Here is a 26,829-nt window from a genome sequence, read left to right as displayed (position 1 = left end):
TTGGTTATAAAGGGAAAATGTTTGGTGCTGTGAGTGTATCTATTTTGGGTGTCTTACACTTGTTTATACCACTGAGTTTAGCAGGTCTTTGACTTCATGAGCACTTGGCTGACTCAATGTCTTTTTAACCAAGTCCCCTAACGCTTCACGGTCTAGGTCTCTTATCTGCCCACGAACACGTAGTACTGAGGATGGGCTGACACTGAACTCGTCAAGTCCCATGGCCAACCATAGGGGCACCAAGTCTTTTATACCTGCGGCTTCCCCGCACATGCCAACCCAAATGCCTGCCTTGTGGCCATTTTCAATAACCATTTTAATAAGGCGTAGTACAGCTGGATGATAAGGTGTGTAGAGACTGGAAATCTGCTGATTCATCCTGTCTACAGCCGTTGTATACTGAACCAAATCATTGGTTCCAATACTGAAAAAGTCAACTTCTTCAGCCAAAATATCTGATATCAAAGCCGCAGCAGGTATTTCTATCATCATGCCTATTTCAATGTTCTTATCATAGGAAACACCCTTTTCATCAAGAGACTTCATGGCCTCATAGACAAAGGCTTTGGCTTTTTTAAGTTCATCCATTGTTGAAATCATGGGAAACATAATCTTGGCTTTTCCAAAGGCACTGGCCCGTAATATGGCCCTAAGCTGGGTCAAAAAGACTTCAGACTCATCGAGACAGTAGCGAATGGCTCTGTATCCAAGAAAGGGATTCATTTCTTTTGGTAAATCCAAATAAGGGATATTTTTGTCTCCGCCAACATCCAGGGTTCTTATAATGACAGGTTTTCCACCAAGTCCGCTCACAGCTTCCTTATAGGCCGAAAACTGTTCATCTTCAGATGGTAGCTCTGATCTGTCCATATATAAAAACTCACTTCTGAAAAGGCCCACGCCTTCTCCATCATTTTTATTAACGACAGCCACATCATCTGGTGATCCTATATTGCATGCCACTTCCACCTGTTTTCCACATTTTGAAACAGATGCTTGACCAATTAGTGCATTCAGTTTTTCTTTTTCTACCGCTTCTTTTTTGCGTTTTTCTTCATAAGTGGAAAGAAGTTTGTCATCAGGATTTTTAAGGATTTCTCCTGTGTCTCCATCAAGAATGACCAAATCCCCATGCTCTATACCTCCAAGGGCGTACGAAGCGCCTACAACCGCTGGTATTTCAAGCGTTCTAGCCATAATGGCCGAATGGGACGTCGCACCTCCCACCTCTGTGACAAATCCAAGAATTAGATTCTTAGGCAACTGGGCTGTGTCTGATGGTGTCAAATCATGGGTAACCAATATAACAGGTTCAGAAATGTCCTTAAGGCCAGAAGTCTCTATGCCAAGCAAGGCATTTTTCACCCGTCCAAGCACATCACGAATATCAGCTGCCCTTTCTTGCATGTAGGGATTGTCCATGGCTGCAAACATTTCCGCAAAGAAATCTGTGGACTGGATCACGGCATCCGGCGCTGACATATCGTCTTTAATGCCCTCTTCAATATGACCCAGGAGTTCAGGGTCAGATAGTATCATCAAATGGGACTCAAAAATTTGCGCCTCATGGCTGCCCATATTTTCTTCTGTCATATTTTTAATGTCTTCAATTTCCTCTTTTGCCTTTTGAACAGCTGATTTTAAACCCAACAGTTCATCGTCGGTGGTGCCTTTGTTGTACTCTACAATCTGATCCCCAGATGTTGCAAGCAAATGAGCACGACCGATGGCAATGCCTGGCGATGCAGGGATTCCGATCATATCTCCACCTCAATCTCTTCCTTTAAAACTTTGAGAATGCCCTCTAGGGCTTCTTTTTCATCACTTCCATCAACCTGAATTGTAAGCCTACACGCTCCTGCTGCCACAGACATAAGATCCAGTATACTCGATCCATTAGCAACATGGTCACCATGTATAAAATATATGTCTGACTGGTACTTATCTGCTGTGTCAACAACATGACTGGCTGGTCTTGCATGGAGTCCGAATTTATTGTTGATTTTTATTTCATGCTGTATCATATAAACCCTCCCCGCTGCCTAGCAGGGATGCCGCTTCTTCATCAAGGACTAAGACAAGGTCTTGATGTAATTGCAGTATTGACGCTGGAACACTCGGTGTGATTGGACCCCGCACCATTTTCTGTATGATTTCAGCCTTATCTTTTCCACTGGCAAGAAGCATAACCTTCCTTGATTTCATAATTGTCTTTATGCCCATACTAATAGCTTGACGGGGCACTTGGTCCACATCATCAAAGAATCGAGCATTGGCTTGAATTGTCACTTCATCAAGGTCGACCAGGTGGGTTCTAGCTTCGAAGTTCGAGCCTGGTTCATTAAACCCAATATGACCATTGTGGCCTATGCCAAGCACTTGCAGGTCTATCCCCCCCAGTGATTCAATGGCTTTTTCATAATCCATGCACTCCTGACTGATATCTTAAGCCATGCCACAAGGAATATGAACATGTTCCCCACTTATATCAACATGATCAAAGAGCTGTTTATCCATGAATGCCTTATAACTCTGCGGGTGGTCGCCTCTTAGCCCAATGTACTCATCCAGGTTAAAGGATGACACATTTTTAAAACTCAGCTCACCCATGCGAAACATTTGTACCAGGTTTTTATACATACCCACCGGTGTGCTTCCCGTCGCAAGCCCTAGGACGCTTTCGGGATGCATTGTCACTTGACTGGCTATAATTTGTGCGGCTCGTCTACTCATTTTTTCGTAATTTTTTTCGATTAAGATTCGCATACGTTTCCTCCAAATACGATCCTTCCATCGACAATTGTCTCTACAACTTCTAGTGTATGATTAAGCAAGACAAAATCGGCCTTGAGGCCTGATTCTATCCTGCCAGACTTGTCTTCTTCTATCATTTGCGCTGGCACACTTGCGGCCATGTACAGGGCACTTTCAAGAGGCACGCCCACTTCCTTATGCATGTGCCTAACAGCGGCCTGCTGGGTTAAAACACTTCCAGCCAGGGTTCCATTAGAAAGGCGAGCGCTCTTGCCATCTGTCGTCACGTCAAGCCCCCCGAGTTTATAGGTTCCCGGTCGCATACATGCCGCACACATGGCATCGGTGATGAGGATCATTCGGTCATCCCCTTTGGCCTTGTAGGCCGTTTCAAGGGCTCCCTTGTGCACATGGACACCGTCAGCTATTATTTCTGTGTAAACGTCGGTGCTAAGAACAGCCCCAACAACACCAGGCTCTCTATGATGAAGACCTGTCATGGCATTGAATAGATGGGTCGTGCTGTCTATGCCCAAATTTATGGCTTGAATAGCCTCTTCAAACGTGGCATTTGTATGCCCCATGGACAGCTTTATATGAGGGGCATTTTGCCGAATCCATTTCATAAAGACTTGGTTTACATCGAGTTCTGGTGCATAAGTAATAAGACGTATAATATGGGTCATCCCCTCAATAAAGTCTGATGAAGGTGCCATTAAAAACCTCGGATCATGGGCTCCGGCCTTTTCAGGATTTAAAAAGGGTCCCTCAAGATGAGCACCGATCACTTTTGCCCCCATATCTGAAGTCGCCTCACTATCCATAAGTTGTCCCACGACATCAAGGGCCTGATGTACATCTGCCTTGTCACTGGAAATTGTCGTGGCTAGAAAAGATGTCACCCCCTGCTCGGCAAGGGCTCGGGATAGCCTTTTAAGGGAATCCACATCACCATCCATAACATCCACGCCGGCAGAACCATGTACATGAACATCTATGAAACCAGGTGATAGAATGCCCTCAAAAAATTTCTTTTCTATCTCTTTTGGGTCAAGGGATAGGGCTTTTAAATTTTCATCCACTTCATGCACAGGAACCACAGAAAGAATATGACTGTCGTAAATGACAGCCATGTTCTCCATAAGTGTTTTTCCAATCAATGTTTTGTCTGCTAGCAAGACTTTTACATTCATTATTTAACCTTCATTCTAAATTTTTGCCACGGCTCAATTTGATCCAGTAAATAGATCTCATCTTCTGCTATTTTTCCAACAACATTGGTCCGTCCACTGTTGTCCATATCTTTAAGGGCGATCTGTAGCTCCCCTGCATAACGCTTGTAGAGAGAGCTTTCAATAAGTATGTCTCCACGCTTAATCGGTGGTGTATTAAAGGCTTCAAAATGTTCTCCCTTATACTTGACACGGCTTTGTGTGGAACGAATCATGTATTCTGACACATCACCACGGTTGAAATGTGGTTCTTCTATGACGATTTTTTTCATAACTTCTGAGATGTTTTCCTCAAGGTCTACATTCAGCTCAAGCAAATATGGATTGAGAGCTCCAAGAGCCTTTAATTCTTCTTCTGACGCGAAGGCATTGGCAATGATCACATCATCGATCAGCTCTGTATTGAAAAGAGCTTTTGCCTGTGTCGCAATATCAAGACCTCGGTGATCTTCTACGGTACATAGACCTTCGCTCACTGGCCACGGGCCAAACGTTGCATGGCTTGAATCGACAAAGGCTGCCGTACGAATACCTTTTTCCTTAAACTGCTTTGAACACTTCAAGAAATGGGATTCACTAAGACCTGTGTATCTGTGAGGATAGAAATTATGGCAACCAATCAGGCGGTTTTCATTGGGCTTAAAGCTCAAAATATTGTCAAGGTACTTTGTGCCATTGCTCATATTGATTTCAATCATGAGGTCCTGGTCGTTGAAGGTCATGAAACTTTCTTCATTGCCTGAAAAACCCAGGTCAAGACGTATGCCCGACAGTCCCATATCCTTGAAAATTTGAAGTTCATTATGGCTAATGCCCAGTTGGTCAAAGACATCTGGACTCACATCTGCAATAACCATCATGTCTAAGTCGACTGCCGCTTTTACAACCGCTTTAAAATCATCAAATCCGCTATTTTCTTCTGTTGCTGATATAAGACAGGTAAAAACCCTTGTGAAGCCATACTTGTGGGCTAACTTTATATAATCAATGGATTCCTGTACAGGTGCATTTTCCGGATAAACTGAGATGCCTAAGCGCCTATGCATGATGTTTCACCACCTGACATTTTTTGATAAAGGTCTACAAACTCCTTGGCCATTTGAGAAATGGTAATGGCATTCATCAAGTGGTCTTGAGCGTGGATTAGTAAAAGACTCACTTCAGCCTTTTGACCGTCTGCCTCTGACTGAATCAGGCTTGTTTGAGACTTATGCGCTTCTGCAATTTTCTCATCGGCCTGGTCAAGAAGTGCCTTTGCCCCATCAAAGTCTTCTTTTTTTGCAAGGGATATGGCTTCCATGCTTAAACTTCTGCCTTCACCGCTATTTGCTATTAACGAAAATACGATCATTTCCATGTTCATAATAATGCTCCTTCTCTCACCCGTTTACTACTTTAAGCGCTTTTAGAATGATTGATTCCTGCCGCCGACTTAAACGCTTTCAAAATACGATAGGTACTCTTGATTTTCTCTCACAATATCCTCAAAAACCGCTTGTGCTGTCTCAACAGAATCCACTAGGGGATGCACTGCAAGAGCCTGTATGGCCAGTGTTCTATCTTTCTTTACGACACTGTCTACAGCAAGTATTTCATATGCTTTCACCGACTGCATGAGTCCGAGAGCATGAATTGACATGTCATCCACAGAAAGTGGGAGTGCGCCATGCTTTCCAATAACTGCATTGACTTCTATAACAGCGTCACTTGGCAACTCTTTTATGGTGGATCCATTTCTTATATTGACTGTGTGTATGTCCCTGTGGTCCCCATATATGGACTGAATCAGTGACACCGCAGCGTCTGAATACCAGGCACCGCCACGTTGTTCCAGTTCTTCTGGTTTTTTATTTAAAGACACATCTTTATATTTTTCAAAAAGGCTCTTTTCGATTTCCATAACCGCTTGAGCTCTTGTTTTTCCGTCTTTAGAGGCCTCATATTCATCTTTTAGCATTTCTTTTGTTAAGTAGAAATATCTATGATATGGACATGGCAACATCTTGAGTGTCTTTAAAAAGTCTCCATCCCATTTAAGATCTGGAATGTTTTTCATTGTCATGCTTTCACCATCTGCGATAAGATCAAAGACTTGGTCATCGACCCGCTTGCCATCCAGCCATATTCGCTTGCCCCACACCAAATGGTTTAGGCCTGCAAATTCAATGAAAAGTCTCTTTGAATCCACATCCAGCATTTTTGCCACATTTTTAGTCATGCCTATAGGCACATTGCAAAGTCCCATTGTTTTAATGCTTGTGTGGCGCAAAACCGCTTCTGTTACCATGCCCGCTGGGTTGGTAAAGTTAATCAGCCAAGCGTCCCCGCAAAGCCTTTCCATGTCACGGCATATATCTAAAATAACCGGAATGGTTCTTAGACCCTTGGCAAATCCACCTGCCCCAGTTGTTTCCTGCCCGATCAAACCGTAGCGCAGTGGAATGCATTCATCCTTGGCACGGGCTTTTAGGCCTCCAACACGGAGCTGGGTCAATACAAAGTTTGCATCTATTAAAGCTTCTTCTCTATTTAAAGTTGACTTGATTTCAATGGGAAGGCCCGCATGTTCTACCATGCGTCGCGCTAAGCCTGTCACAATTTCAAGCTTTTCTTTTCCGCTTTCAATATCACATAAGCAGATTTCCTTCACAGGAAGGGTTTTGTGTCGTTTAATAAATCCATCAATGAGTTCTGGCGTATAACTGCTGCCTCCACCAATGACGGCGATCTTTATATCCGACATAATTTCACGCCTTTCTTGAGTCTTTCAACATTCTATTTGCTTTTTAAGCCTATTGAGTTTTCCATAATTTTCATGGCTTCTGAACACCCTGAAATGGAGTCCCTCTTCTATAGACAGACTCCATTTCGGGGTGCCGGTCCCCTCGGACCGACCACCCTTTAAGAGGTTTAGCTATTAACATCTCGTGTTAATCTTTTAAAGTCTTGCTCTTATAAGCGGTTCTAAATTATGCGGCTTTAGAATCTTGACCCAGTGACTTTTTTTCCAGTTTCTCACCAACAAGAATGAATGGAACATACATTACTATGGCAAGAGACAGGTTAATAAGCTGGAGTACAGAGCCCATAATGGAACCCGTTGCTAGAAAACCGCCGATGATTGGTGGTGTCGTCCAAGGCATAAGGGCAATCGTCATAGGGAAAATACCCGCTGCGATAACTGCATAAGAAAAACCTGCAAGGATAACTGGACCAAAGATAAATGGAATCATAAGCAGTGGATTAAGTACGATTGGAAGACCAAACATAACAGGTTCGTTGATATTGAATAAACCTGGTGCAAAGCCTAGGCCTGCAACTTCGCGCAGCTGCTTTCTCTTTGATGAAATAAAGATGGCGATAAGCAGGGCAATTGTTGTACCAGAACCACCCATGTAAACGAATGCATCAAGGAAAGGCTTTGTAACGATATGTACAGGTGCCTGACCTGCTGCGACCATTTCCATGTTTGTTTGGATCAGTGGCAGTAGAATCGGTTCGATAATACCACCGATGATGTTAGACCCGTGTAGGCCAAAGAACCATAGAAGTTGGTTCATAAATACAATAAGCATTGCTGATCCCATTGAATCGGCTACGTTTGTCAGTGGTGCTGAAACAAACTTTGTAATGAGAGCAAATAGGTCTGTGCCTGTTACTGCTGTGATAAGAATTGCCGCAATAGCAAAGATTGAAAGTACAATCATGCCTGGGAATAGAGACGCAAAAGATCTCGATACCGCTGGCGGAACACCTTCAGGCATTTTAATCACAAGCTTGTCCGACTTAGACAGCTTTACAAATATTTCTGTGGATATAAGGGCAACCAAAATGGCTACGAACATCCCTTGGGCATTGACATAGGTCCAGTTGATATTTCCCCAAGCGTTAAAAGCTTCACCAACAGGTGGTGTGATTTGTGGTGCCTGTGGAATAAGAATCGCGAAGTTGGCCAGGGCGATAAGACCAGCTGACAAACCATTGGAATCATATCCCTTGGCTAAGTTATAAGCCACGGAGAATACCAGGAATAGGGATATGACTGCGAATGATCCCCACCAGATGTTTCCGCCAAATGCCTTCCAGCCTGGATATAGGCCTGTCATGAACTCTTGGTACGCCGGGACTGGCAAGTTGTTGATAAGCACTGCAAATGAACCTGCAATGATAAGTGGCATTAAGGCAACAAAGCCGTCACGAATGGCCACTAGATGTCTCTGTGATCCGACTTTACCAGCCACAGGAACAAAATACTTCTCTAGAAAACTAATCAGTTTGTTCAAGATTACTCCCCCTCGTTAAGTTGTAATAAGATAATTGCTTGATAACCCGCCACTGCGGGGAATCCACTCCATTAAATAAAAATACCTATGCTTCAATAAGACGTAAGGCTTGGTCAAGAACCTTATCGCCGTTCATAGTGCCATATGCAATAGTGTCTATAATATCCACCGGTGTGCCATGTTCTTTTAAAAGGCCTTCCAACTTGGCCTTTAGAAAGCGAACCTGTGGACCCAGTAAAGCCACTTCAACATCTGTATGATTTTTTGCCTCAGACTCTGCCACAGCAAAGATTTCCGCTTCAATACCACGGTTTTCTGCAGCTTGTTTCATCTTTGTTACCAGCATGCTTGTTGACATGCCTGCCGAGCAAACCAGCATAATTTTTCTCATAGTTTTCTCCTCCACGATTAAGCTTTTTCTTTTTATACGTGTTATACAAGCCGCCTAGGCAACTTATAAAATACTATTTCCGGTATAAGGCCAGTTTTAGGATTTTTCCATGGCACTTTTCGCCAGTAAGACTGCACCCTCTGCAGGGCTCTTTCTTGGGAAATGGGTTATCACTTCCGGCAAATTCCTTTGAAGCTTGTCTTCAAGACGAACTCGAATGTGATCGGATTTCTCAAGCACACTGCCTATCATGCCCACCTGGAAGGTTTCTGTTTCCATACGCTTTGACAAAGCCTTTATGTGAATAAAGAGGTCATCCACTGTTTTGTCTATAATTTGATCAGCCACATGATCCTTACCCGATAAATCTGTGATAATAGGGGCCAGGGCAGCTATATCTTGCTTTTGCCTTTTTGGATCATATACAAAATCAAGGAGTTCTTCCGGGCTTTTAAGATCAAGTTTTTTCTTCATACCATCCCAGATTTTCGTATGGTCTCCTCTTCCATCAAAACCTTCTAAAACAAGTCGTATTCCATCCCTTGCTATGGCATAAGCTGAACCGGTGTCATCAATGAGGTGTCCCCATCCGCCTACGCGGACTGGCTCACCACATCTGTCAATACCGAGGGCAACGGACCCTGTTCCACTTATAATGATGGCCCCGTTTTTACCTGCATTGGCACCAACCAAAGCTGTCATGGAATCGTTTACAACCTGTAGATGGTTTTTATACCCTAATTTTTTAAACATGTCTTGGACGATGCGCTGGTCATCATTTGTGTCTATGCCTGCGCCTCCAAAACAGATGCTTTTTATATCTTCAAGAGATAGACCTTCATCAGTGAATAATGTCTCAAATAAATTTTTGAATGTGCTTAGGACTTTTTCATCTCCAACACTGTGTCGATTGGTTGGACCTAAATTGTAGGTAAGCGTTTTCAAAGAGCTTAAATCTTCAACGATCACCGATGTACCTGTTCCACCACCGTCAAGTCCAATTACAACTGCCATAGTTTCACCTACTATTCGTGTGCCAGTTTTGATTCGAACAATTCAACAATGGCGCTTACCGCTTCACCTTCATCATGTCCCTCTGCTGAAATTGTCAACTCATCACCCTTTGATGTGCCCAGGCTGAGTATACCCATAATGCTTTTACCATTAATGCTCTTGCCGTCTTTTTCGATATAAATGTCAGCACCAAACTTCTGTGCCAGCCCGCAAAGCAGACCTGCTGGTCTAGCATGTAATCCTGATGCGCTTTTTACTGTAACCTTCATTTGTTTCATATTTCATAGTCTCCTTTCGAATCTCACACATATATAACGCATCATCCGTGCCAAGTTTTGATTTTCTCTTTCTTTTTCAAAATAAAATTTCTCAAATTATCTGAACATATTGAAATCAGTAGATTTTTCCTGTCAATTTTTCTATGATACTTGAGACTTAACATAGATTTCACACTTGCACACAATAAAAATAGCGTGCAAAATAATTGCACGCTATTACACACTATGCACACTTTACACAGTTTTTGATTCATTCTCGACGATCATCCGTGTGACGTAGGCCACTTCGTGTTCATCAATCTGTGTTTTAAATGCTTCTTCTAATTTTTTAAGACCTTCCCTCACAATCTTAAAGGGATTTTCAAAAGTCTTTTTGTAGTCTTGAAGGTTGCCAAAAGATCGAATCTGCTCCCCGGACATAATCCGGTCCAGCATAAATCCCATATGAAGGAGTATACCTGTCTTCACATCATGTTCAATATGAATCTCCATATTCTCTTCCACTTCTGACAAAAAGGCCAGGGCCTTATCAACGGCTTCTTCTCCATCCACCTTATGAAGATGGTTTTTAAGGGAGAGCCCTATTTGCCTGTAAGCCATTTCCTCATTCACTATGGTTTGAAGTCTTTCAAGCCCGCCACCACCGAGAAGTTCTACAGCAGGTATGAGAGGATAATGGTCAATAACCATATCTATGGTGCTCACAACAGCTAGGATTCTATAATCCGTCCTAAGAGCATCCAGGTTTTTGATAAACTCTTTTCTATTCAATATGTTAAGGGACCGGACCTCAATTTCCGGTATGTCCACGATTTGAGCTTCAACTATTTTTCTAAGTCTTTCCGAAGCCCCTTCACCTGTGAAACAGGCCGTGATGATTAAGTCTGTTCGTGAATGAGATGGGTCGTTTCCGCTCTCCGCACGCCTGCCGAGACTGGATAAACACGCCCTGTATATTTCACTTAGCTCCCTGCCGAGGGCCGCCTTTCGACAAGCTTCAATCACGAGGGGGGTGGATGTCATGTCTACTGTTTTAATGACAATATCCAGTTCTTCAGATATAAGGGATCCAAAGTTTGCAAGGGACCCCATGTCCACCATAAGGAGAACGCCCCGGCCTGTATTGGCTCGTATAATTTCTTCCTTAGCAATTTCGTACATGTCTTCAGCCTTCATACTCAAGGGCATATCCAGGCCAATGGCATGGTCTTTGCCAACAAGTGAATTGGCCACCTGGACCATACTTGAGGCTGTGCTTGGGCCATGCATAAGAACCACAATCCCCACCTTAGGCTCCTCTGAACTGAGGACCTCCTGAGGATCTGCTGCCAGAAACATGGCAATATAGCCTATTTCATCAAGGGGTGTTTGAATTTTAAAGGTCTCGTCCATCTCCCGGGCTATATCCATGGCTGCCATGAAGGCATCTGGAAAATTCACACGAATAACATTGAGCTGGGGATGATATATGGTTTGTCCCGTTCGTATTCTTTCAATACTCCCGTGCAGGTGCAGAGCCATTGGGAAAAATACGTTTTCATCAAAAACCTTGCCCAGCATGGTCCCGGCTGATCCCAAAATACGTTCTGTGAAGTCGAGAATTTCCGGATCCACTAATTTAGCGACTTCCTCTTTTCTCTGCTGGTTGGGGACGGAGTTGAGGAGCTTGTTAAAATGAGACTCAATATCTCCATTTAGTATTTCATGAATTTGTCCTGAATCCATCCCCGTTGATTTGAGATTGATGACTTTTTCTTCTATGTGTTCATAAAAGGGTTCTAATTCCTTTTCAATTTCCATTTCAAGTTCCAAGGTGTCTTCTGAGTGGTAGCGGAAAATATCTTCACCACTTTTCAAAAGATAGTCAATTTCACCGCGGTGGTCCTGAATCTTCATAAGGCCCCGTTTCACATGCTGGGGCAAGTCGGACTGGGTGATTAGAATGTAGTTTTCATCCTTTGACTTGTATTTAAGGAAGGCCTTGGCACAGGCCAGTTGTATATCACTGCGCAACTGACCAATATTATTTGGGCAGTCATATAAAAGCAGGGATATGAGGGAGTTCTTATTGACATAGACGCTCTTACCAATCCGCTTGGCTTCCAGTCTAAGGAAGGTATCTATGAGGGCCATACGTTCTTCAAAGGTTCTGTCACGAAGGGCTGGCAGTGTGATCACCATAGGAATACGCCTTGTGAAGGTTTTTAATAAAAATGATGAAGGGTCTTCCGTTGTGGCAGCGATGATTTGTACTTTGGCATGCTCCAAACCTTCTGTTTCCCCTAGTTTTCTGAATACGCCTTTATCTATAAAGGTAAAGAGCATCTCCTGGCCTTGAGGGGACAGCCTATGCACTTCATCAAGGAAAAGTATGCCCCCATTGGCTTGAAGGAGGAGTCCGTCTTTGTCCTTGTCAGCCCCTGTGTAGGCCCCTTTTCTCACACCAAAAATTTGAGCCATGACCAGTTGTGGGTTTTCAGCATAATCCGCACAATTGAATCTTATGAATGGGGCTTGTTTGCCAACCATGCCTGACTGCATAGAAAACCTGTACATAAACTCCGCAAACATAGATTTTCCCACCCCTGTTTCTCCAAGCAGGAGGGTATGAAGGCCGTCTGGTGGATAAAGTATAGCGGCCTTGGCTTGCTGAATAGGGATTTGAAGACTTCTATCCGAACCCACAATGTTGACATGGGCACTGACTGCCCTTTCCTCTTGATGATGTGGTGATTGAGGTCTGCCTGACGGCGCCTTGGCTTCTGAAGCAAAGCGCACAGGACGACCATCGATTTTGACTATGGCACTCGTACGCACGAGTTTGTTTAAATAACGGGATGCACTGGAACGATCCAAATGAAGGTAGTCTCCAACATCTTCCGCCGTCACACCATCTTTGTATTCTTTTTCCAAGTGCTTTAGAGCTTCCAAAACTTGATCTACTCTTTTCATCGACTACGCCCCTGTTTAATCATTCATAAATGGTTCTGCCTGTAAGTTCACTCTATATTTTTCTACAATTGTTTTTTATAATTGCTTTTTATTATTGTTTCTTATTATTGTTTCTTATTGAATACATTACCCAAGTCCTTCAAAAAAAGCAAACAGAACAATCAAAAGGCCCTATAAACAAGGTATGTCTTTTATGTTGTCAAAGCCTCTTTGCTATGAACTTGAGCGAAAGTCAATTTCCAGGTACACAAAAGGGGATGTTTTTAAAAAAACATCCCCTAGCTTAAGTTTATTCACAACAAACGGCTTCTGGTGTCTTGTTCCAGTCTGGTGTTAGTTTTGATGAGTACAGTAAGATCATGAACCAGCCCACTAGAATGAGTCCCTTGAAGACACTGGTCATACTAATGCTCCACCAAACCCCTTCAAGGCCTAGAAACTCTGGTCTTGACAGAATGATGGCTCCAGGTACCCTCAGCCCTGTAAACACAATACTAACAAGGGATGGTGGCAAAGTCCTGTTCAAGCCATTAAAAGCCCCCGATGTTGTAATTTCAATACACATAAAGAGTTGAGATAGGCCCAGTATTTGTAGGTATACAACACCAATGGCCACGGATTCAGGCTCCTGAATAAATATTTTAAACAGGGGCTCAGCGCCCAGTACGAGGAGAGCTGTTACGGCAATCCCCACAACAGACATAATTTGAAGGGCTATAAAATATCCCCTCTTAATACGTTCCCACTGTTTTGCACCATAATTTTGTCCTGTAAATGACCCAAGAGCCGTCGCAAAACCGTTGGCCGTCATCCAGCTGAGGGCTTCAATTTGAGAACCGACCTTTTGTACAGCAATCGGCACAGGTCCCCAAGCTCCAATAATACGACCAATAATCATGGCGAAGATTGTAAAAGCACCACTTTGAATCCCCACAGGCAGACCCGTTTTGAAAATCTGCTGCATGGCATCAAAGTCTGGTCTCTTAAGCAGGTTGAAGTGAAAGAGTTCGCGCTCTTGCTTTTGCATAACCAACCAGAATATGGTGAAGACAACAATGTGAGAAAGGGCTGTTGCATAGGCTGCACCTATCACACCAAAACCTTGAAAACCACCAATTCCAAATATGAGAAGTGGATCAAGAACCATATTGGCCACCAGGCCTATTGTGTTGATGGAAAAAGGCGTACGACTATCACCTGACCCATTAAAAATTCCTGAAAAAACTTGGTTAGAAAACTGGAATATCATGGCCGCTGCCACAATCATCAAGTAGCCCACAGCGTTTTCATTCACCCAAGCGTCATTAATATTGAAAAATCCGATGAGGGGCTGTCTGAAAAGAATTATTGCCATACTGAATAAAAAGGCCAGCACAAAGTTCATCTGTACGGCACTTCTTGCATATTTTCTGGCCGCAGATTCATCTCTTCTGCCTATGGACTGGGACACCCAGACTTCTACACCAACCTGAGTCAGCCGTATAACAGCAAAGCCTAGCCAAGGATAAAATCCTGCTGTTCCAACAGCTGCCACCGCTCGACTCCCCAGTCGACCAATCCAAATCATATCTGTTAAGTTATATGCCATTTGTAAAAATGATGTGCCCATAATTGGCAGGGCCATGAGAATGAGTCCCTTAAGTATAGACCCTTGCGTCAAATCTGTTTTTTTCATGCGTTTCACCTCTTATATGTCTAAACACGCATACATCCGGATTTATCATAGTCATGAATATATGAAGTGTCAAGCAAGTGTTTTTGAGACAAAATGTCCATTTCTGTTGAAACTTCAACGATTTTCATATATTTCGTGCCTCGAAAATTATTTTGTGTAAAACAGGGGCCATACATTATCTTTCTATGCAGATCTCTCTACACAAAAGCAAGAGCTGAAGACAGGGACCCTTTGGGGTCATATCTTCAGCTCATCATGAATTAACCATCCCGATTTTCATAATTCTTTTTTTGTGTGAAAACCATTATGTCGGGCTATGGATCACTCCATATTAGCTTCTTGATCACATAACAAAACACCGCTAGGGGGTGCGGTGTTTTGTTTGCGTCTTATTTGCTTGATAAGGGGGGTAGTACAATCATTTTATGTTAAAGTACTTCGTATTAACGTCTTAAAAAATGCTTTTTTTATAGAAGAATTCTTGTGTCTGAAGCTGCCATACGTTGACTTTCAATGTATTGCTTAACCGCTTCGTTTGCTTGTAATGATCTATATTCTTTGTCTTCTACGTTGATTGTATTTCTACCAAAGATTCGATTAAAAATAGCCATAATCTTGCCTCCAGTTCTTGATCAATAATAGTTTATAATTGATAACGACTATCAATTATTTTCTTTACACCTATAATATACCCCCATCCAACCTATTTGTAAAATTGAAAATAACGATATAATCCATCGATTTTTCCGATGTGAAACTTTTGAACCGATACACTATATCGGAAAACGATTTCAAAGCCTTCTATCTTACGACTATCGGTTAAAATACACAGTTCTTCCGCTTAAATGTTTAGAAAATTAACATTTCTATGGATCCTTTATGGGTATTAATAAAGTTGAGGAGGGATACAATGAATAAACTAACAAGTAGTATTAAGTTTCGGCTTATTTCAATAACCTTCATAGTTACATTAATTGTCTTTTCGGTTATTGGATTTGTCATCAACACCCGTGTTGGATCTGAACTGGAAATGGGGGCTCAGGTTGAACTCAGCAAAGACGCTCAAATCATAGCAAAAGATCTCAACAGTCAATTCTCGCAGTACGGTATGCTGGTTCTTCAAATGTCTAAAAATCCTGACTTGGTTGACATGATTAAGGACGTTAAATCACGCACTGGCAAACGCAACTACACCAAGATTAATGATGTTGCAGCTATTCTGGATGACATCCAGTCAACGGACAGCAATGTGGGTCTGGCTTGGTTAGGCATAAATGCCGCAAGCGATATTGTCATTAATGACCCAACTTACTTCCAACCAGAGGACTTTAACATCACCGGTCGACCGTGGTATGGACAAATGGTTGAGGAAGACGGCCTCACATTCACACCACCCTATGTTGATGCTGTAACAGGTGATCTTGTTATTTCCATAGTGTATCCTATAAAAGAAGGTGGATCCATTATAGGCAATGTTGGTATTGACCTTTATCTAACAGAAGTATCTGCAATTATGGAATCTATTAAAATTGGTGATGAAGGCTATGCTATTCTAATTGCTTCTGATGGCACTGTCGTATACCACCCTGATGAAACACAAATCATGGAAACAAACTTGACAGAAATGGAAGGCACTCTGGGAGAATTCGCCGGAGAAATGGTTGAGGGCAAGTCGGGTATTAGTGAATACACATATGAAAATGTGACCAAATACTTCGCCTATTCACCAATTGCTTCGAGCAAGTGGTCTGTAGGCACCATGGTACCAAAAGCTGAAACTCAAAATGAAATAAATGCTTTTGTGCTATTGAATACAGTTCTCTTCATTATGACAATCCTCATACTCATGGTTGCTGTTTATGTTTCAACATCTAGAGTTTTGAGACACATACCGAGACTCGTTGACACAATGAACGCTTTTTCAGATGGGGATTTAACACAAAAGATCAATTTCCAAAGTCATGATGAAATCGGCCTCATTGGAGAAACCTATAACACTGTTGCAACCAAGCTTCGAAATGTTATTCATGATGCCTTGAGTTCATCAGATAATGTTCAAAAATCTTCACGGACTATGGTTACAATTTCAAATGAATCAAAACAAGCTCTTGATGATGTCAGCCGTGCCATCAATGATGCGGCCAATGGCACAACAGACCAAGCCAATGAAACCGAACGGAGCGTTCATGTCATGCACACCCTTTCAGGTGAAATTGAAGGCATTGTTGAAAAAACAGAAGAAATCTTCAACAAGACAGAAGATGTTCACGAACTTTCCAATAAAGGGTCACAAACCCTTGAAGCCCTCAATGAAAAGTCACTTGAAAATCAAAAATCAGTTAAAACAATTAAAGAAATTGTTCAGGAAATGGACTCAGCATCCAATGAAATATCTACAATTGTTGACATGATCAACTCCATATCTGAACAAACCAACCTGCTGGCCCTTAACGCTTCTATAGAAGCTGCACGTGCAGGCGAGGCGGGTCGTGGATTTGCCGTTGTTGCTGATGAAATTAGACAGCTTGCAGAGCAAACAAACGAAGCCACCGAAGAAATCAGAGAAAAGATTGTTGGCATTCAAGACAAGTCTCGAGTGGCCGTTGAACAAACGGACAGCTCTGAAAAAATCGTTATGAAAAATGTGGATATAGTCAACGAAACCGCTGATATATTCAGTGAAATCCTTGAAAATCTTAACGTCTTATTCGAAATATCAGAAGGGTCGAAAACCGCTGCTGAATCTATGAGACGAAGTAAGGACGACGTTGTTGCATTTATAGAAAGTGTATCCGCTTCCTCAGAAGAAACATCTGCTTCCATGGAAGAAATGAGCGCTTCTACAGAACAGCAACTGGCTATTATGGACAACTTAGCCAATGAAGCCAAACAGCTTAATGAACTTGCTGAACACCTTCATGAAATATTAGAACAGTTTAGTGTGTAAAAGACACATCTCTCAAAAAAGACTAAAAGCCTGCTGAAAAGCAGGCTTTTAAAATTATGTTATATATGCTACACCACTTTAGGGGGGTGTGGTGTAACTTTTTGGGGTCTATTTTGAGGGGTTATAGTAAAATTCGTGTGTCTGCTGCAGCGATACGCTGATTCTCAATGTATGCTTTTACCGCTTCATCAGCCTGAAGTGCCTTGTGCTCTCTTTGAACATCTTTGATGTTTTCTCGTCCAAAAATACGATTTAGAATAGCCATAATCTCGCCTCCAATTTTCTTAATTGTATCGGTTGAATGATAACAAGTATCATTTATCTTCTTTATACTTACACTATACGCCTAGGCAACCCATTTGTAAAATTGAAATAAGCGATGAAATCATTCATTTTTTTCGATATAATGATTATAAGCGATAGAGGAGGTTCCCATGGAAATTCGCAACTTCATCACATTTAAAAAAATAATTGAAACGGGTAGTTTCACAAAGGCCAGCGAGGAGCTTGGCTATGCCCAGTCCACTATTACAGCACACATTCAGGCCATTGAAGACTACCTGTCTGGCCAGGTCTTTGACCGAATAGGCCGACAGGTTATTCTAACTGACCTGGGCAAGCAACTTGAAAAGCAAGTGGATCAACTGCTCAACACTTATAAAAAAATTGAATCATTGTCTGGCTTTGGACAGTCTCCCCAAGGTACAATTCGCATTGGAACAGAGGAGTCCATTGCCCTGTATAAACTCGGCCCCCTTTTTCAGGCCTATTCAAACGCCTACCCCGAAGTGGAGATCGTTCTGATTAACGCCTCTTACCGAGAACTTGAGCCAAAGCTTTACACAGGGGAAGCCGACATTATTTTTGTTATAGATAAGCACATCCAGGCCCCTGAACTCAATGTATTCGTTATGGCTGAAGTGGACATGGTTTTTGTCGCTTCACCAGATTATATTGCTCGGCGTGATGCACAAAACGAAAGGGTGTCTCGCATTATCCACACAAGAAAGGGTGGAACCTTCCGCCATATTTTTGAGGATTACCTCAGTGAACGGGGCACTAAATTTGAGAATTCCCTGGAAGCCTGGAGTCTTGAACTCGTAAAGCAGTCTGTTATTCACGGTATGGGGGTCACCTTCCTACCTAAAATGACCGTTCAAGACGAGATCAGTTTGGGGCTACTTGTGGCAGATAGCGTCACCCTGGCTGGAGATGAAAAAGTCCTTGCACAAATGGCCTATCACAGGAACCGCTACCCCTCTCCTGCCCTGCAGGCATTTATAGACATGGCAACCAACAGAGACATTTATAATATTGAGGAGGCTTAATTATGGGCGCAAAGTTTAACAACGACTGGGCTGAACTTTTACAGCCAGAATTTGAGAAAGATTACTATAAAAAGCTTAGGGGATTCTTGGTGAGTGAATATGAGAACCACACCATCTATCCTGACAAGAGTGACATTTTTAATGCCATGCACTTAACAGCCTACAAGGATGTTCGAGTTGTTATAATTGGCCAGGATCCCTACCACGGACCTGGACAGGCACATGGCCTTTGTTTTTCTGTCAAACCGGGCGTTAAAACACCCCCTTCCCTAGTCAATATCTACAAGGAGCTTCAAACAGACCTAAACTGCTTCATTCCTAACAATGGCTATTTGGTAAAGTGGGCCAAACAGGGTGTTATGCTCCTTAATACTGTTTTAACCGTACGGGCGGGCCTGGCCCATTCCCATAAAAATATGGGTTGGGAGTGCTTCACAGATCATGTGATTGGTCTACTCAATGACCGCCAAGACCCGGTCGTTTTCCTCCTATGGGGCCGTCCTGCTCAAAAGAAAGCCGAATTGATTACAAACGCCCACCACCATATACTCACTGCACCTCATCCGAGTCCCCTATCCGCCCATAGAGGCTTCTTTGGTTCTAAGCATTTCTCAAAAACCAACGCGCTTCTTGAAAGCATGGATTTTCAGCCCATTGACTGGCAGATTGAAAACATTTAGATTCGGTTTTAAATCTCTCGATATTTCTATGTATCTCAGGGTAGATAGTAAATAGGGAGGTGTTATTGAATGTATAAAAAAATACTCGTTCCTATTGATGGATCAGATTCATGTTCCAATATTATGGACTACATTAAAACCTTTGGGGAAGCCTATGGCTCAAAGATCGTGCTCCTTAACGTGTATGGTCTACCTATGATGACAGAATATAATAACTATCCAGCCTACCCTCTTGAAAATGCTTACTCGATAGAAAAGCAATCTGAGGAAATCTTAAAAAGATCAAAGACGCTTCTTGGAGATGTTTCTTTTGAAATTGAGACAATAAGCGAGGCTGGTAATCCTGCTGCAACGATTATAGACGTGGCCGAAAAAAATGAATGTGATTTAATAATCATGTGCACCCACGGTATGGGCACCATGAAACGATTCCTTCTTGGATCTGTAACAAATAAGGTGGTTCACCATGCCCACATACCTGTCTTGATCGTCAGATAGTGACCTATACTCCGAATGATTTCGGAGTATTATTTTGCCTATGATTATTAATCAATCCACTAAAAAATAATTTAAACACGTTAAACACAATAAAGGAAACCACTAGAAGTGAACCTGTAAATTTTTTGTATACTTTTTCGGTATACTTTTGACTTTTAGGGGCCGTAGGCGTACAATCAAAGAGGAAAGTAACTTATAATCAGATCAGTCAAGGAGTTGATTACATGAAAACCATCGTCATTGCTGGCGGCTGTTTTTGGGGGGTACAGGCCTATTATGCCCAACTAGATGGCGTCTTAGAAACAGAAGTCGGATATGCCAACGGTAAAACTGAAAATCCAACCTATGAAGATGTTTGCTCACACCTGACGGGACATGCTGAAGTGGTCAAAGTGAAATATGATCCAGAAATCATCTCCCTTGAAGACCTTCTAGAGAGATTCTTTAGAATCGTTGATCCAACTGCTTGGAATAGACAGGGGCCAGACATTGGAGACCAGTACCGTAATGGCATCTATTTTACTCACCCAGAAGACCAAGCTCTTATTAATGCCTATATAGACAAACAAAAGCCAAAATACTCAGACCTGATCGTTACAGAGGTAGAACCTCTCAAGGCTTACTACAAAGCTGAAGAATACCACCAAGACTATCTTAAGAAGAACCCGAACGGCTATTGCCACATTAATTTGAATGCATAAGATTCTTCAGAATCAAAACACCACTATAAACGCTAAAAAACCCCAGTGGAAAATCTCACGGATTTCTTCCACTGGGGTTTCTTTATGGGTCAATATTTATCTTTTGTAAGCTACGCTCGTCTTATTGCCTATCCTTCCAGAGGGAACATAATCAAAGTCCGGTACTTGTCAGGGTTGCCCTTAAGAAGCATGCCTGGTCCTTTTTCATACACTTCTCTTGTCGGTTGAATGGCTTTAAGTCCCTTTTCGTTGAGAGCATCCTGCATGGCCTTATAGGCATAATTTAAAGCTTCGTATGGACCAATATGTCTTGTAACAAGACACCTTGATCCTGGGATAATTCTTGAAGTGACACCCTTTTTATCGATGGCTTTTTTAACCGGAAGACACACTTCAATATCCGCTCCGTCTTCCATATAGCTTTCATCATAATAGAGTGCGAAAACATGACCAGAAGCGCTTGCCCCTGCCGCTTTAAAGAGCTTTCCAATATAGGTTCCCATTTCATCATAGCGCCCTTTGTATCGAAGACTTACCACCAACTGCTCAGGTATTTCTTTTATCTCAAAATCATACTCTCTTTCACGCATAAATTTATCCTCCTGATCTAGGTGCGTCTGTATAGATCCTTGAACCTTCCTTAACTCTCGAATCTGAAGCTCAAGCTGATCTTTTTTCTCCTTGAGGTAGGCTTGTAGGTCGCTTTCATCTTCCAGGTGGTCAAGAACCTCTGCGATTTCGGGCAAGGAAAACTGGAGTCCCTTTAAAAACTGTATCCTCTCAGCCCTTATGAACTCTGATGCCGTATAATATCTGTATCCAGTTGACGCATCAATTTCTGCCGGTTCAAGCAGCCCAATTTCATGATAATACCGCAAAGTCTTTACAGACATCCCTGCCATTTTTGAAAATGCACCTATTTGATACACGCCTGCCTCCTCATCTGATTCACTGATCCACAAACAAAATATGAATTTCAATCTTATTTATTCACTGGTTCCACCTTAAAGCGTAAAACTGTTTTTAACTTTTCCGGTGCCGTTTTATTAAAGTCACTCAAATATATTTCCCTGTGGGTTTTAGAAATCCTCCTATAGCCATTTTCCTGGGCCCATTTTTCCATAATTTCAAAGCTTGCCGGTTCATCATCAAAGGGGCCTATATGGGTCATGTGGCAGGACAATCCATCCTTTTGATTCTCCAGTCGAACAGATGAGAGAAATTCATTGTCGTCCTTACTGATTGCAAGCTCTTTCATTTTTTCAAAAAAGGTCTGAGTCACAAATTCTGGTTGCCGAATCATGAGGGTCCACTTAAAATTTGTCTTGTCACTCGGATCATATTCTGTGCCCTCTACAACGTCCCAAATCCCTTCTAGGGGGGCTACCACAAATTCGTAGTAGTCCTCTGGTTCCAGGCCCTTCTTATGGGACATCCGTATTGTGTATGCAATCTTGTACAGGGCTTTAACGGCCTTTTGAAAGGCTTCCCCATCAGGTGCCCCTGTCCCATCAATCATCAAATAATTTAAAGCCTCTATGTCAATAAGGGCTGGCTTTTTAGATGAGGGTTTGTAAATATGCTTATCTTTCTTTTTAAAGTCTACTTTTTCTGGCATAAGGACCTCCTTCATGCTTACGATTGTCTTTACTTAACTATAAACCCTACACCATAGGGGAGAGTCAAGACTAAAATCTATTATTTCTATGCGAGTGTGCCTTTTAAACATAATAAACGGGAAGCCAGTGGCTCCCCGCTATTCGTTTTCTCGTTATAAAACTATAACCTTAACCTTTTTTATTCACCAAATCCTCAATTTCTTATTAATGAACCACAAAAACAGTTAACGAACCACCAAAACAGGCACTTCAGCATGATGAACAACCTTGTTGGTCACGCTACCGAGGAAAAATCTCTTAACTGCGCCCATACCATGTGTACACATAACAATCATGTCGCAATTTTCTTTAGATGCCACATCAATAATTGTTGATGCCGGATCACCATTTTCCACAATGGCATAAACACTTCTTCCGTCGCCTTCTAGTTTTTCTGCCGCCTTTTTGGCAATGGTTTTAGCGATGTCTTCTATATGGACATCACTATGCTCTTCAAGTGCAAGATAGCTTGGATGGCTCAGAGGATCTACCACTGGTTTCACATAAAGAACCACCAGCTCTGATCCAAATTTCTCTGCAAGACTCTTGGCTGTTTCAAATGTTTTTTCACAAGTCTCCATTCCGTCGACTGGTACCAGAATTTTTTTCATCCCGATCCCTCCTTCATTTATGTATTACCCGTAAAAAGAATTATACACACAGGAAGTCACAGACTTTTAAAGGAAATATCTAGATCATTGACTTAAGTCAATGCATGTCGAAAGAAATAGCAGTAGTCTAAGACTATAACAAACACCGCAGAAAAAATTATATCGTCAATTAGGAGGTTTCTCATGACTAATACACGCACGCTCAATGAAAACACAAAAAAAGACCGTTACTGGTCTGGTCTTATTTCAGGCATTTCTCTTATAGTAATGATGTTTACTGCATTCTTCGCCTTTGGCTATGCCCATGACACCCTGTTTGCAGTCGGTGATCCCGCTTTAACCCGATCTAATCTTATAAATACCTCCCAACTGCTTCGTGAAGAAATTGCCGCTTGGGGATTTATAATTATTCTAGACATCATAGTTGCCTGGGGCTTTTATACCTATCTTAAAGCTTCTGCCAGAAAATTGGCCACCCTCAGCGCGATCCTTCGTCTCATTTATACAGCTATGCTCGGTTTTGCCCTACTTCAACTCACGTCAATCCAAGTTCAGTCCCTATCATCAACTTCTGCAGACCTGATTTACAATCGCTTTGTTCAGTTCGAAACCATCTGGTCCCTGGGCCTTATTGTCTTTGGTGCCCATCTCATTGCCACGGGTTTTGCTGCGAAAAAGACACCGCATATTCCTAGGACCCTCTCCGCCTTGCTTGTTATTGCAGGCCTGAGTTATATGGTGGTCCACGGTCTTGAAAACTTCCTGCCGTCTCTTGAGCGGGTCACAAGTATGCTTGAAATCGGACTCAGCCTACCCATGCTCATTGGCGAAGTTGGTTTTGGTCTATGGTTACTTGTTAAGGGGAAATCGCTCTAGTTTAGAGAGAGCCTCTAAAAGGTTGACACCCCAACTAGGCCTTCTCAAATATGATGCGTTTTAACTCAATCAAAAATTAAAAAATCCCGACCAAGCTCTAGCCCTAGAGTCTGGTCGGGATCAATTTCAATTATACACCCACAACTTCTTTCACTTCAGGAATTTCCTGCATTAGAAATTGTTCGATCAGGTTTTTCAGTGTCATTGTTGCCCCAGGACATCCGCTACAAGCGCCCTGAAGTTGAACCTTTACAACACCGTCTTCGGTTACGTCTACAAGCTTCACATCGCCACCGTCTCTTTGTAGCATTGGACGTACGCGTTCAAGCTTTTCTTCCACTAATGCACTGCTTATATTAGCCATTATTATTTCCTCCGTTGAACTTTCTATCAGGCCCTTGCAAAATCACAAACCCATAGTCTCGCCATACCATATATAATATAGAATTTTTGATTCTTGGATAATATTTTGCAAGTCGCTCACTATACGAAATGGAATCTAATTTGATTTTTCAAAAGAGATCTTACACAGTAATATTACAAACGTATTTTACACCTGTATGGTTTTTCAAGTGTATTCTACTCTGGCTGCTTAGGATTGTCAATAAATTAACTATTGAGTTTTTTTATACACTTTTGAAAATCATTTACTTTTAATATACTTGATTCAGATTCAACCCGATCAAGTCCGCTCCATATCGATATCCAGTCCCTGGGCAATAATTTTTTTAAACATCAAAAGTTTATCCAACTTAAAATAAATCAGACCATTTTTTGTCCTTACATTCTTATCAATATAAATATCAATGTCTTCATGTTTATAATGATTAAAATCTTCAAGTGCGCCTGGCACTTTCATTTCTACCGCCGGTAGACCAACGCCTTGGCATCAACCCTGCCCCTTCTTGAGCCTTAAGGTTAAAACACGCGATCCACTCTTTTTTAAATGGTTCACAACCGCTTCATCTAACTTTACATAATCCACTTTATTCACCCACTGTCTTAAGGACCACTTTGTCTTGGTAAAAATATCATCCATAAATATCATCCATGTTCAAAGTCATCACGAAATGTATACTATTTATATGTCATATCTACCACAGACGTCCAGGTCTAAACCAAGGCTTTTCCCTAAAGCTTTATGAGTTCATAGTCTTTTGATCCAAGACCAATTTCCTGGCCGTAGTCCAGCTGTATGTCACCTAAGGTATGAGGGTGAACAGCCTTGAAAACATCGCCATATTCATGGTCTGACCCATGCTCTTTTGTTAGACGGGTTTCAGGAAGAGGTCTTTGGGCATTAACAAGGTCTTTACAGGCCTGATCAATGGCAACTGGGTCATCTGAAGCTAAAATACCAATGTCCTTAACAAGTGGGGCATCCGACCATGCACAACAGTCACAGTCAGGTGTTACCCGCATTAAGAAGTTTATGTAGGCCACGCGCCCAGTCTTGTTCTTAACAGCACCAAGAGCATACTCAGTCATTCTTTCCATGAAATCCACCAGTTCTGTCTTCCAGTTAAGCACGACAGCCTTGGTTGGACAGACTGCCAAACAGTCTCCACAGCCAATACAGACATCCTGGTCGATAAAAGCCTTTTCGTCAACATAGGAAATGGCCTCCACCGGACAAATTTCATGACAGCGACCACAGGTCACACAGTGTTTTGCTTTTACGAATGGTCGTGTGGAATGCTGGTCTTTCTTTCCGAGCGACGGCGCGCATCCCATAGCAAGGTTCTTAACCGCACCACCAAAGCCAGCCATTTCATGGCCCTTAAAGTGGCTCATGACGATCATGCTGTTGGCACGTTCAATATCCCCAGCAATTTTCACTTCTTTAAAATGCTTTTGATTGATCTCCACATTATTATAGTTATCGCCTCTTAACCCATCAGCAATCACCACAGGCGCACCAACAACAGAAGGAACAAAGCCGTGAGCTGCTGCGGTATTCAGGTGGTCAACTGCATTGTGACGCATGCCTGCATAGAGGGTATTGGTGTCTGTCAGGAAGGGATTGCCTCCCGCTTCTTTGACCTTATCAACAATTGGCTTAACGAAAATTGGTTGTATGAAGGCGTCAGACCCCACTTCTCCAAAGTGAATCTTGACGGCCGTTAAGTCTTTTTCCTTGATACAGTCTCCCATACCAACTGCGTCAAAAAGCTTTTGCAGTTTGGCCATCTTGTTTTCCTTATGGCTTCTTGCACTTAAATCGATCATATACACTTTGCTTGACATATTACCCCTCCGTTTACATGAGTGACTTTACTATATCAACTATTTCAGCCGGCGTTTCGACAAGGTGGTCAGGACAACTTTCCATTAATCGTTTTCTGTCCAGTATGGTCCATCCCACTAGAACTGTCTTAGCACCTGCATTTTTACCGCTTTCAATATCATGGGCGCTATCCCCTATGAAAAGTGTGTTTTCCGGCTTGCCATCAAGGACCTTGAGGGCTTTAAAAATCCCTTCCGGGTCCGGCTTTCTTTTAATAACATCATCTGCAGAGACCGTTGAGTTAAAGTACTTGTGCAGGTCAAAGCTTGTTAGACCATGTTCTATGCCAGATGTGCCCTTGTTTGAGACAATACCCATTTTTAGACCCATTTCAAGCAAGGTATCTAACATTTCTCGTATACCATCAAACTCTTTGGTATACGCATCTCGTCTTGCCCTGTAATAGGTTCTGTAATATGCGTCCATTTCTTCAGCATGTTCAGGATCAAGTTCGGTCATTTGAACCATGAGCGGCTTGCCTAGTATCTTTTGAAGTTCATCCTCTTCAATGTCTTTGCCTCGAAATTTTAACGCAGACGCCCTTAAGGCTTCCACAATCAGGTCGTTTGTATCCATCAAGGTGCCATCAAAATCAAAAAGTACGTGAGTAATCATTGTGCCTCCTTAAATTAGAATCCCCACTGGGGCAATATTGAGATCTCTG

At 42.3% G+C, this 26,829-nt stretch carries 28 protein-coding genes and 1 pseudogene; 6 read left to right on the top strand and 23 right to left on the bottom strand.

Annotation, left to right across the window (positions count from 1 at the left end; all coding sequences use genetic code 11):
- Positions 1 to 63 precede the first annotated feature (63 nt).
- The 14 genes and pseudogenes from ptsP to ACQ4KW_RS00535 all read right to left on the bottom strand — a co-directional run bounded on the left by ptsP (position 64) and on the right by ACQ4KW_RS00535 (position 15,190).
- Positions 64 to 1,761, bottom strand: coding sequence for a phosphoenolpyruvate--protein phosphotransferase (ptsP, locus tag ACQ4KW_RS00600; RefSeq protein ID WP_430884616.1), 1,698 nt, complete (start codon positions 1,759 to 1,761; stop codon positions 64 to 66).
- Complete coding sequence (locus tag ACQ4KW_RS00595) at positions 1,758 to 2,024, bottom strand: HPr family phosphocarrier protein (RefSeq protein ID WP_430884615.1); 267 nt, start codon at positions 2,022 to 2,024, stop codon at positions 1,758 to 1,760. Before ACQ4KW_RS00595 ends, ptsP begins: the two co-directional genes overlap by 4 nt.
- Positions 2,011 to 2,766, bottom strand: a pseudogene (gene nagB, locus ACQ4KW_RS00590) (glucosamine-6-phosphate deaminase). The gene ACQ4KW_RS00595 and the pseudogene nagB overlap by 14 nt, the downstream one beginning before the upstream one ends.
- Positions 2,754 to 3,947: an N-acetylglucosamine-6-phosphate deacetylase gene (gene nagA, locus ACQ4KW_RS00585; protein ID WP_430884614.1), complete on the bottom strand. Its 1,194-nt coding sequence runs from the start codon at positions 3,945 to 3,947 to the stop codon at positions 2,754 to 2,756. Before nagA ends, nagB begins: the two are co-directional and overlap by 13 nt.
- On the bottom strand, positions 3,947 to 5,032 hold the full coding sequence (locus ACQ4KW_RS00580) for a DUF871 domain-containing protein (protein WP_430884613.1): 1,086 nt from the start codon (positions 5,030 to 5,032) through the stop codon (positions 3,947 to 3,949). Before ACQ4KW_RS00580 ends, nagA begins: the two co-directional genes overlap by 1 nt.
- Entirely contained in the window at positions 5,017 to 5,343 is a 327-nt protein-coding gene (locus ACQ4KW_RS00575; protein WP_430886525.1) for a PTS lactose/cellobiose transporter subunit IIA, read from the bottom strand. The genes ACQ4KW_RS00580 and ACQ4KW_RS00575 overlap by 16 nt, the downstream gene beginning before the upstream one ends.
- Positions 5,344 to 5,418: 75 nt before the next feature.
- Positions 5,419 to 6,729, bottom strand: coding sequence for a 6-phospho-beta-glucosidase (locus ACQ4KW_RS00570; RefSeq protein ID WP_430884612.1), 1,311 nt, complete (start codon positions 6,727 to 6,729; stop codon positions 5,419 to 5,421).
- A 226-nt stretch (positions 6,730 to 6,955) separates the two neighbouring features.
- On the bottom strand, positions 6,956 to 8,269 hold the full coding sequence (locus tag ACQ4KW_RS00565; RefSeq protein ID WP_430884611.1) for a PTS sugar transporter subunit IIC: 1,314 nt from the start codon (positions 8,267 to 8,269) through the stop codon (positions 6,956 to 6,958).
- Between the two features lie 85 nt (positions 8,270 to 8,354).
- A complete protein-coding gene (locus ACQ4KW_RS00560) occupies positions 8,355 to 8,660 on the bottom strand; it encodes a PTS sugar transporter subunit IIB (RefSeq protein ID WP_430884610.1) in 306 nt (101 codons plus the stop codon).
- 96 nt (positions 8,661 to 8,756) lie between these two features.
- On the bottom strand, positions 8,757 to 9,674 hold the full coding sequence (locus ACQ4KW_RS00555; RefSeq protein ID WP_430884609.1) for an N-acetylglucosamine kinase: 918 nt from the start codon (positions 9,672 to 9,674) through the stop codon (positions 8,757 to 8,759).
- Positions 9,675 to 9,685: 11 nt separating this feature from the next.
- On the bottom strand, positions 9,686 to 9,952 hold the full coding sequence (locus ACQ4KW_RS00550) for an HPr family phosphocarrier protein (RefSeq protein WP_430884608.1): 267 nt from the start codon (positions 9,950 to 9,952) through the stop codon (positions 9,686 to 9,688).
- 234 nt (positions 9,953 to 10,186) lie between these two features.
- Positions 10,187 to 12,904 carry a sigma 54-interacting transcriptional regulator gene (locus tag ACQ4KW_RS00545; RefSeq protein WP_430884607.1) on the bottom strand — a complete coding sequence of 906 codons (2,718 nt, stop codon included), beginning with the start codon at positions 12,902 to 12,904 and terminating at the stop codon, positions 10,187 to 10,189.
- Between the two features lie 289 nt (positions 12,905 to 13,193).
- Positions 13,194 to 14,579, bottom strand: a complete 1,386-nt coding sequence (locus ACQ4KW_RS00540) for an MATE family efflux transporter (protein ID WP_430884606.1) — start codon at positions 14,577 to 14,579, stop codon at positions 13,194 to 13,196.
- Between the two features lie 467 nt (positions 14,580 to 15,046).
- Entirely contained in the window at positions 15,047 to 15,190 is a 144-nt protein-coding gene (locus tag ACQ4KW_RS00535; protein ID WP_430884605.1) for a hypothetical protein, read from the bottom strand.
- A 299-nt stretch (positions 15,191 to 15,489) separates the two neighbouring features.
- Between ACQ4KW_RS00535 and ACQ4KW_RS00530 the strand changes: the two genes are divergently transcribed.
- A complete protein-coding gene (locus ACQ4KW_RS00530) occupies positions 15,490 to 17,526 on the top strand; it encodes a methyl-accepting chemotaxis protein (RefSeq protein ID WP_430884604.1) in 2,037 nt (678 codons plus the stop codon).
- 121 nt (positions 17,527 to 17,647) lie between these two features.
- On the opposite strand, the gene ACQ4KW_RS00525 is transcribed toward ACQ4KW_RS00530, so the two are convergent.
- Entirely contained in the window at positions 17,648 to 17,791 is a 144-nt protein-coding gene (locus ACQ4KW_RS00525) for a hypothetical protein (RefSeq protein WP_430884603.1), read from the bottom strand.
- 169 nt (positions 17,792 to 17,960) lie between these two features.
- Here ACQ4KW_RS00525 and ACQ4KW_RS00520 point away from each other — a divergent pair, with 169 nt between their 5' ends.
- The 4 genes from ACQ4KW_RS00520 (at position 17,961) to msrA (ending at position 20,733) form a co-directional block, all read left to right on the top strand.
- Positions 17,961 to 18,854 (top strand): LysR family transcriptional regulator, encoded by an 894-nt coding sequence (locus tag ACQ4KW_RS00520; protein ID WP_430884602.1) that lies wholly within the window; start codon positions 17,961 to 17,963, stop codon positions 18,852 to 18,854.
- A gap of 2 nt (positions 18,855 to 18,856) precedes the next feature.
- Complete coding sequence (locus ACQ4KW_RS00515; protein ID WP_430884601.1) at positions 18,857 to 19,534, top strand: uracil-DNA glycosylase; 678 nt, start codon at positions 18,857 to 18,859, stop codon at positions 19,532 to 19,534.
- 69 nt (positions 19,535 to 19,603) lie between these two features.
- Positions 19,604 to 20,032, top strand: a complete 429-nt coding sequence (locus ACQ4KW_RS00510) for a universal stress protein (protein WP_430884600.1) — start codon at positions 19,604 to 19,606, stop codon at positions 20,030 to 20,032.
- Between the two features lie 224 nt (positions 20,033 to 20,256).
- Positions 20,257 to 20,733 carry a peptide-methionine (S)-S-oxide reductase MsrA gene (gene msrA, locus ACQ4KW_RS00505; protein ID WP_430884599.1) on the top strand — a complete coding sequence of 159 codons (477 nt, stop codon included), beginning with the start codon at positions 20,257 to 20,259 and terminating at the stop codon, positions 20,731 to 20,733.
- Between the two features lie 128 nt (positions 20,734 to 20,861).
- On the opposite strand, the gene ACQ4KW_RS00500 is transcribed toward msrA, so the two are convergent.
- The 3 genes from ACQ4KW_RS00500 to ACQ4KW_RS00490 form a co-directional block, all read right to left on the bottom strand.
- Positions 20,862 to 21,662 (bottom strand): MerR family transcriptional regulator, encoded by an 801-nt coding sequence (locus tag ACQ4KW_RS00500; RefSeq protein ID WP_430884598.1) that lies wholly within the window; start codon positions 21,660 to 21,662, stop codon positions 20,862 to 20,864.
- A gap of 53 nt (positions 21,663 to 21,715) precedes the next feature.
- On the bottom strand, positions 21,716 to 22,351 hold the full coding sequence (locus tag ACQ4KW_RS00495) for a GyrI-like domain-containing protein (protein WP_430884597.1): 636 nt from the start codon (positions 22,349 to 22,351) through the stop codon (positions 21,716 to 21,718).
- A 225-nt stretch (positions 22,352 to 22,576) separates the two neighbouring features.
- Positions 22,577 to 23,002 carry a universal stress protein gene (locus ACQ4KW_RS00490; RefSeq protein ID WP_430884596.1) on the bottom strand — a complete coding sequence of 142 codons (426 nt, stop codon included), beginning with the start codon at positions 23,000 to 23,002 and terminating at the stop codon, positions 22,577 to 22,579.
- Between the two features lie 183 nt (positions 23,003 to 23,185).
- Here ACQ4KW_RS00490 and ACQ4KW_RS00485 point away from each other — a divergent pair, with 183 nt between their 5' ends.
- Positions 23,186 to 23,878, top strand: a complete 693-nt coding sequence (locus tag ACQ4KW_RS00485) for a DUF4386 domain-containing protein (protein WP_430884595.1) — start codon at positions 23,186 to 23,188, stop codon at positions 23,876 to 23,878.
- Positions 23,879 to 24,008: 130 nt separating this feature from the next.
- Here ACQ4KW_RS00485 and ACQ4KW_RS00480 read toward each other — a convergent pair whose 3' ends face one another.
- From ACQ4KW_RS00480 to ACQ4KW_RS00460, 5 genes are all read right to left on the bottom strand, one after another.
- Positions 24,009 to 24,242 carry a NifU family protein gene (locus ACQ4KW_RS00480; RefSeq protein WP_430884594.1) on the bottom strand — a complete coding sequence of 78 codons (234 nt, stop codon included), beginning with the start codon at positions 24,240 to 24,242 and terminating at the stop codon, positions 24,009 to 24,011.
- Positions 24,243 to 24,560: 318 nt separating this feature from the next.
- Positions 24,561 to 24,737 carry a hypothetical protein gene (locus ACQ4KW_RS00475; protein WP_430884593.1) on the bottom strand — a complete coding sequence of 59 codons (177 nt, stop codon included), beginning with the start codon at positions 24,735 to 24,737 and terminating at the stop codon, positions 24,561 to 24,563.
- 30 nt (positions 24,738 to 24,767) lie between these two features.
- Positions 24,768 to 24,917, bottom strand: coding sequence for a hypothetical protein (locus ACQ4KW_RS00470; protein ID WP_430884592.1), 150 nt, complete (start codon positions 24,915 to 24,917; stop codon positions 24,768 to 24,770).
- A 92-nt stretch (positions 24,918 to 25,009) separates the two neighbouring features.
- Entirely contained in the window at positions 25,010 to 26,125 is a 1,116-nt protein-coding gene (locus ACQ4KW_RS00465; protein WP_430884591.1) for a DUF362 domain-containing protein, read from the bottom strand.
- Between the two features lie 13 nt (positions 26,126 to 26,138).
- Positions 26,139 to 26,780: an HAD family hydrolase gene (locus ACQ4KW_RS00460; RefSeq protein WP_430884590.1), complete on the bottom strand. Its 642-nt coding sequence runs from the start codon at positions 26,778 to 26,780 to the stop codon at positions 26,139 to 26,141.
- Positions 26,781 to 26,829: the final 49 nt, after the last annotated feature.

It is taken from the genome of Tianxiuia mixotrophica, from assembly GCF_050596425.1.
Lineage (GTDB): Bacteria > Bacillota > Clostridia > Peptostreptococcales > Acidaminobacteraceae.
This window is presented reverse-complemented; position numbering and strand designations above follow the sequence as displayed.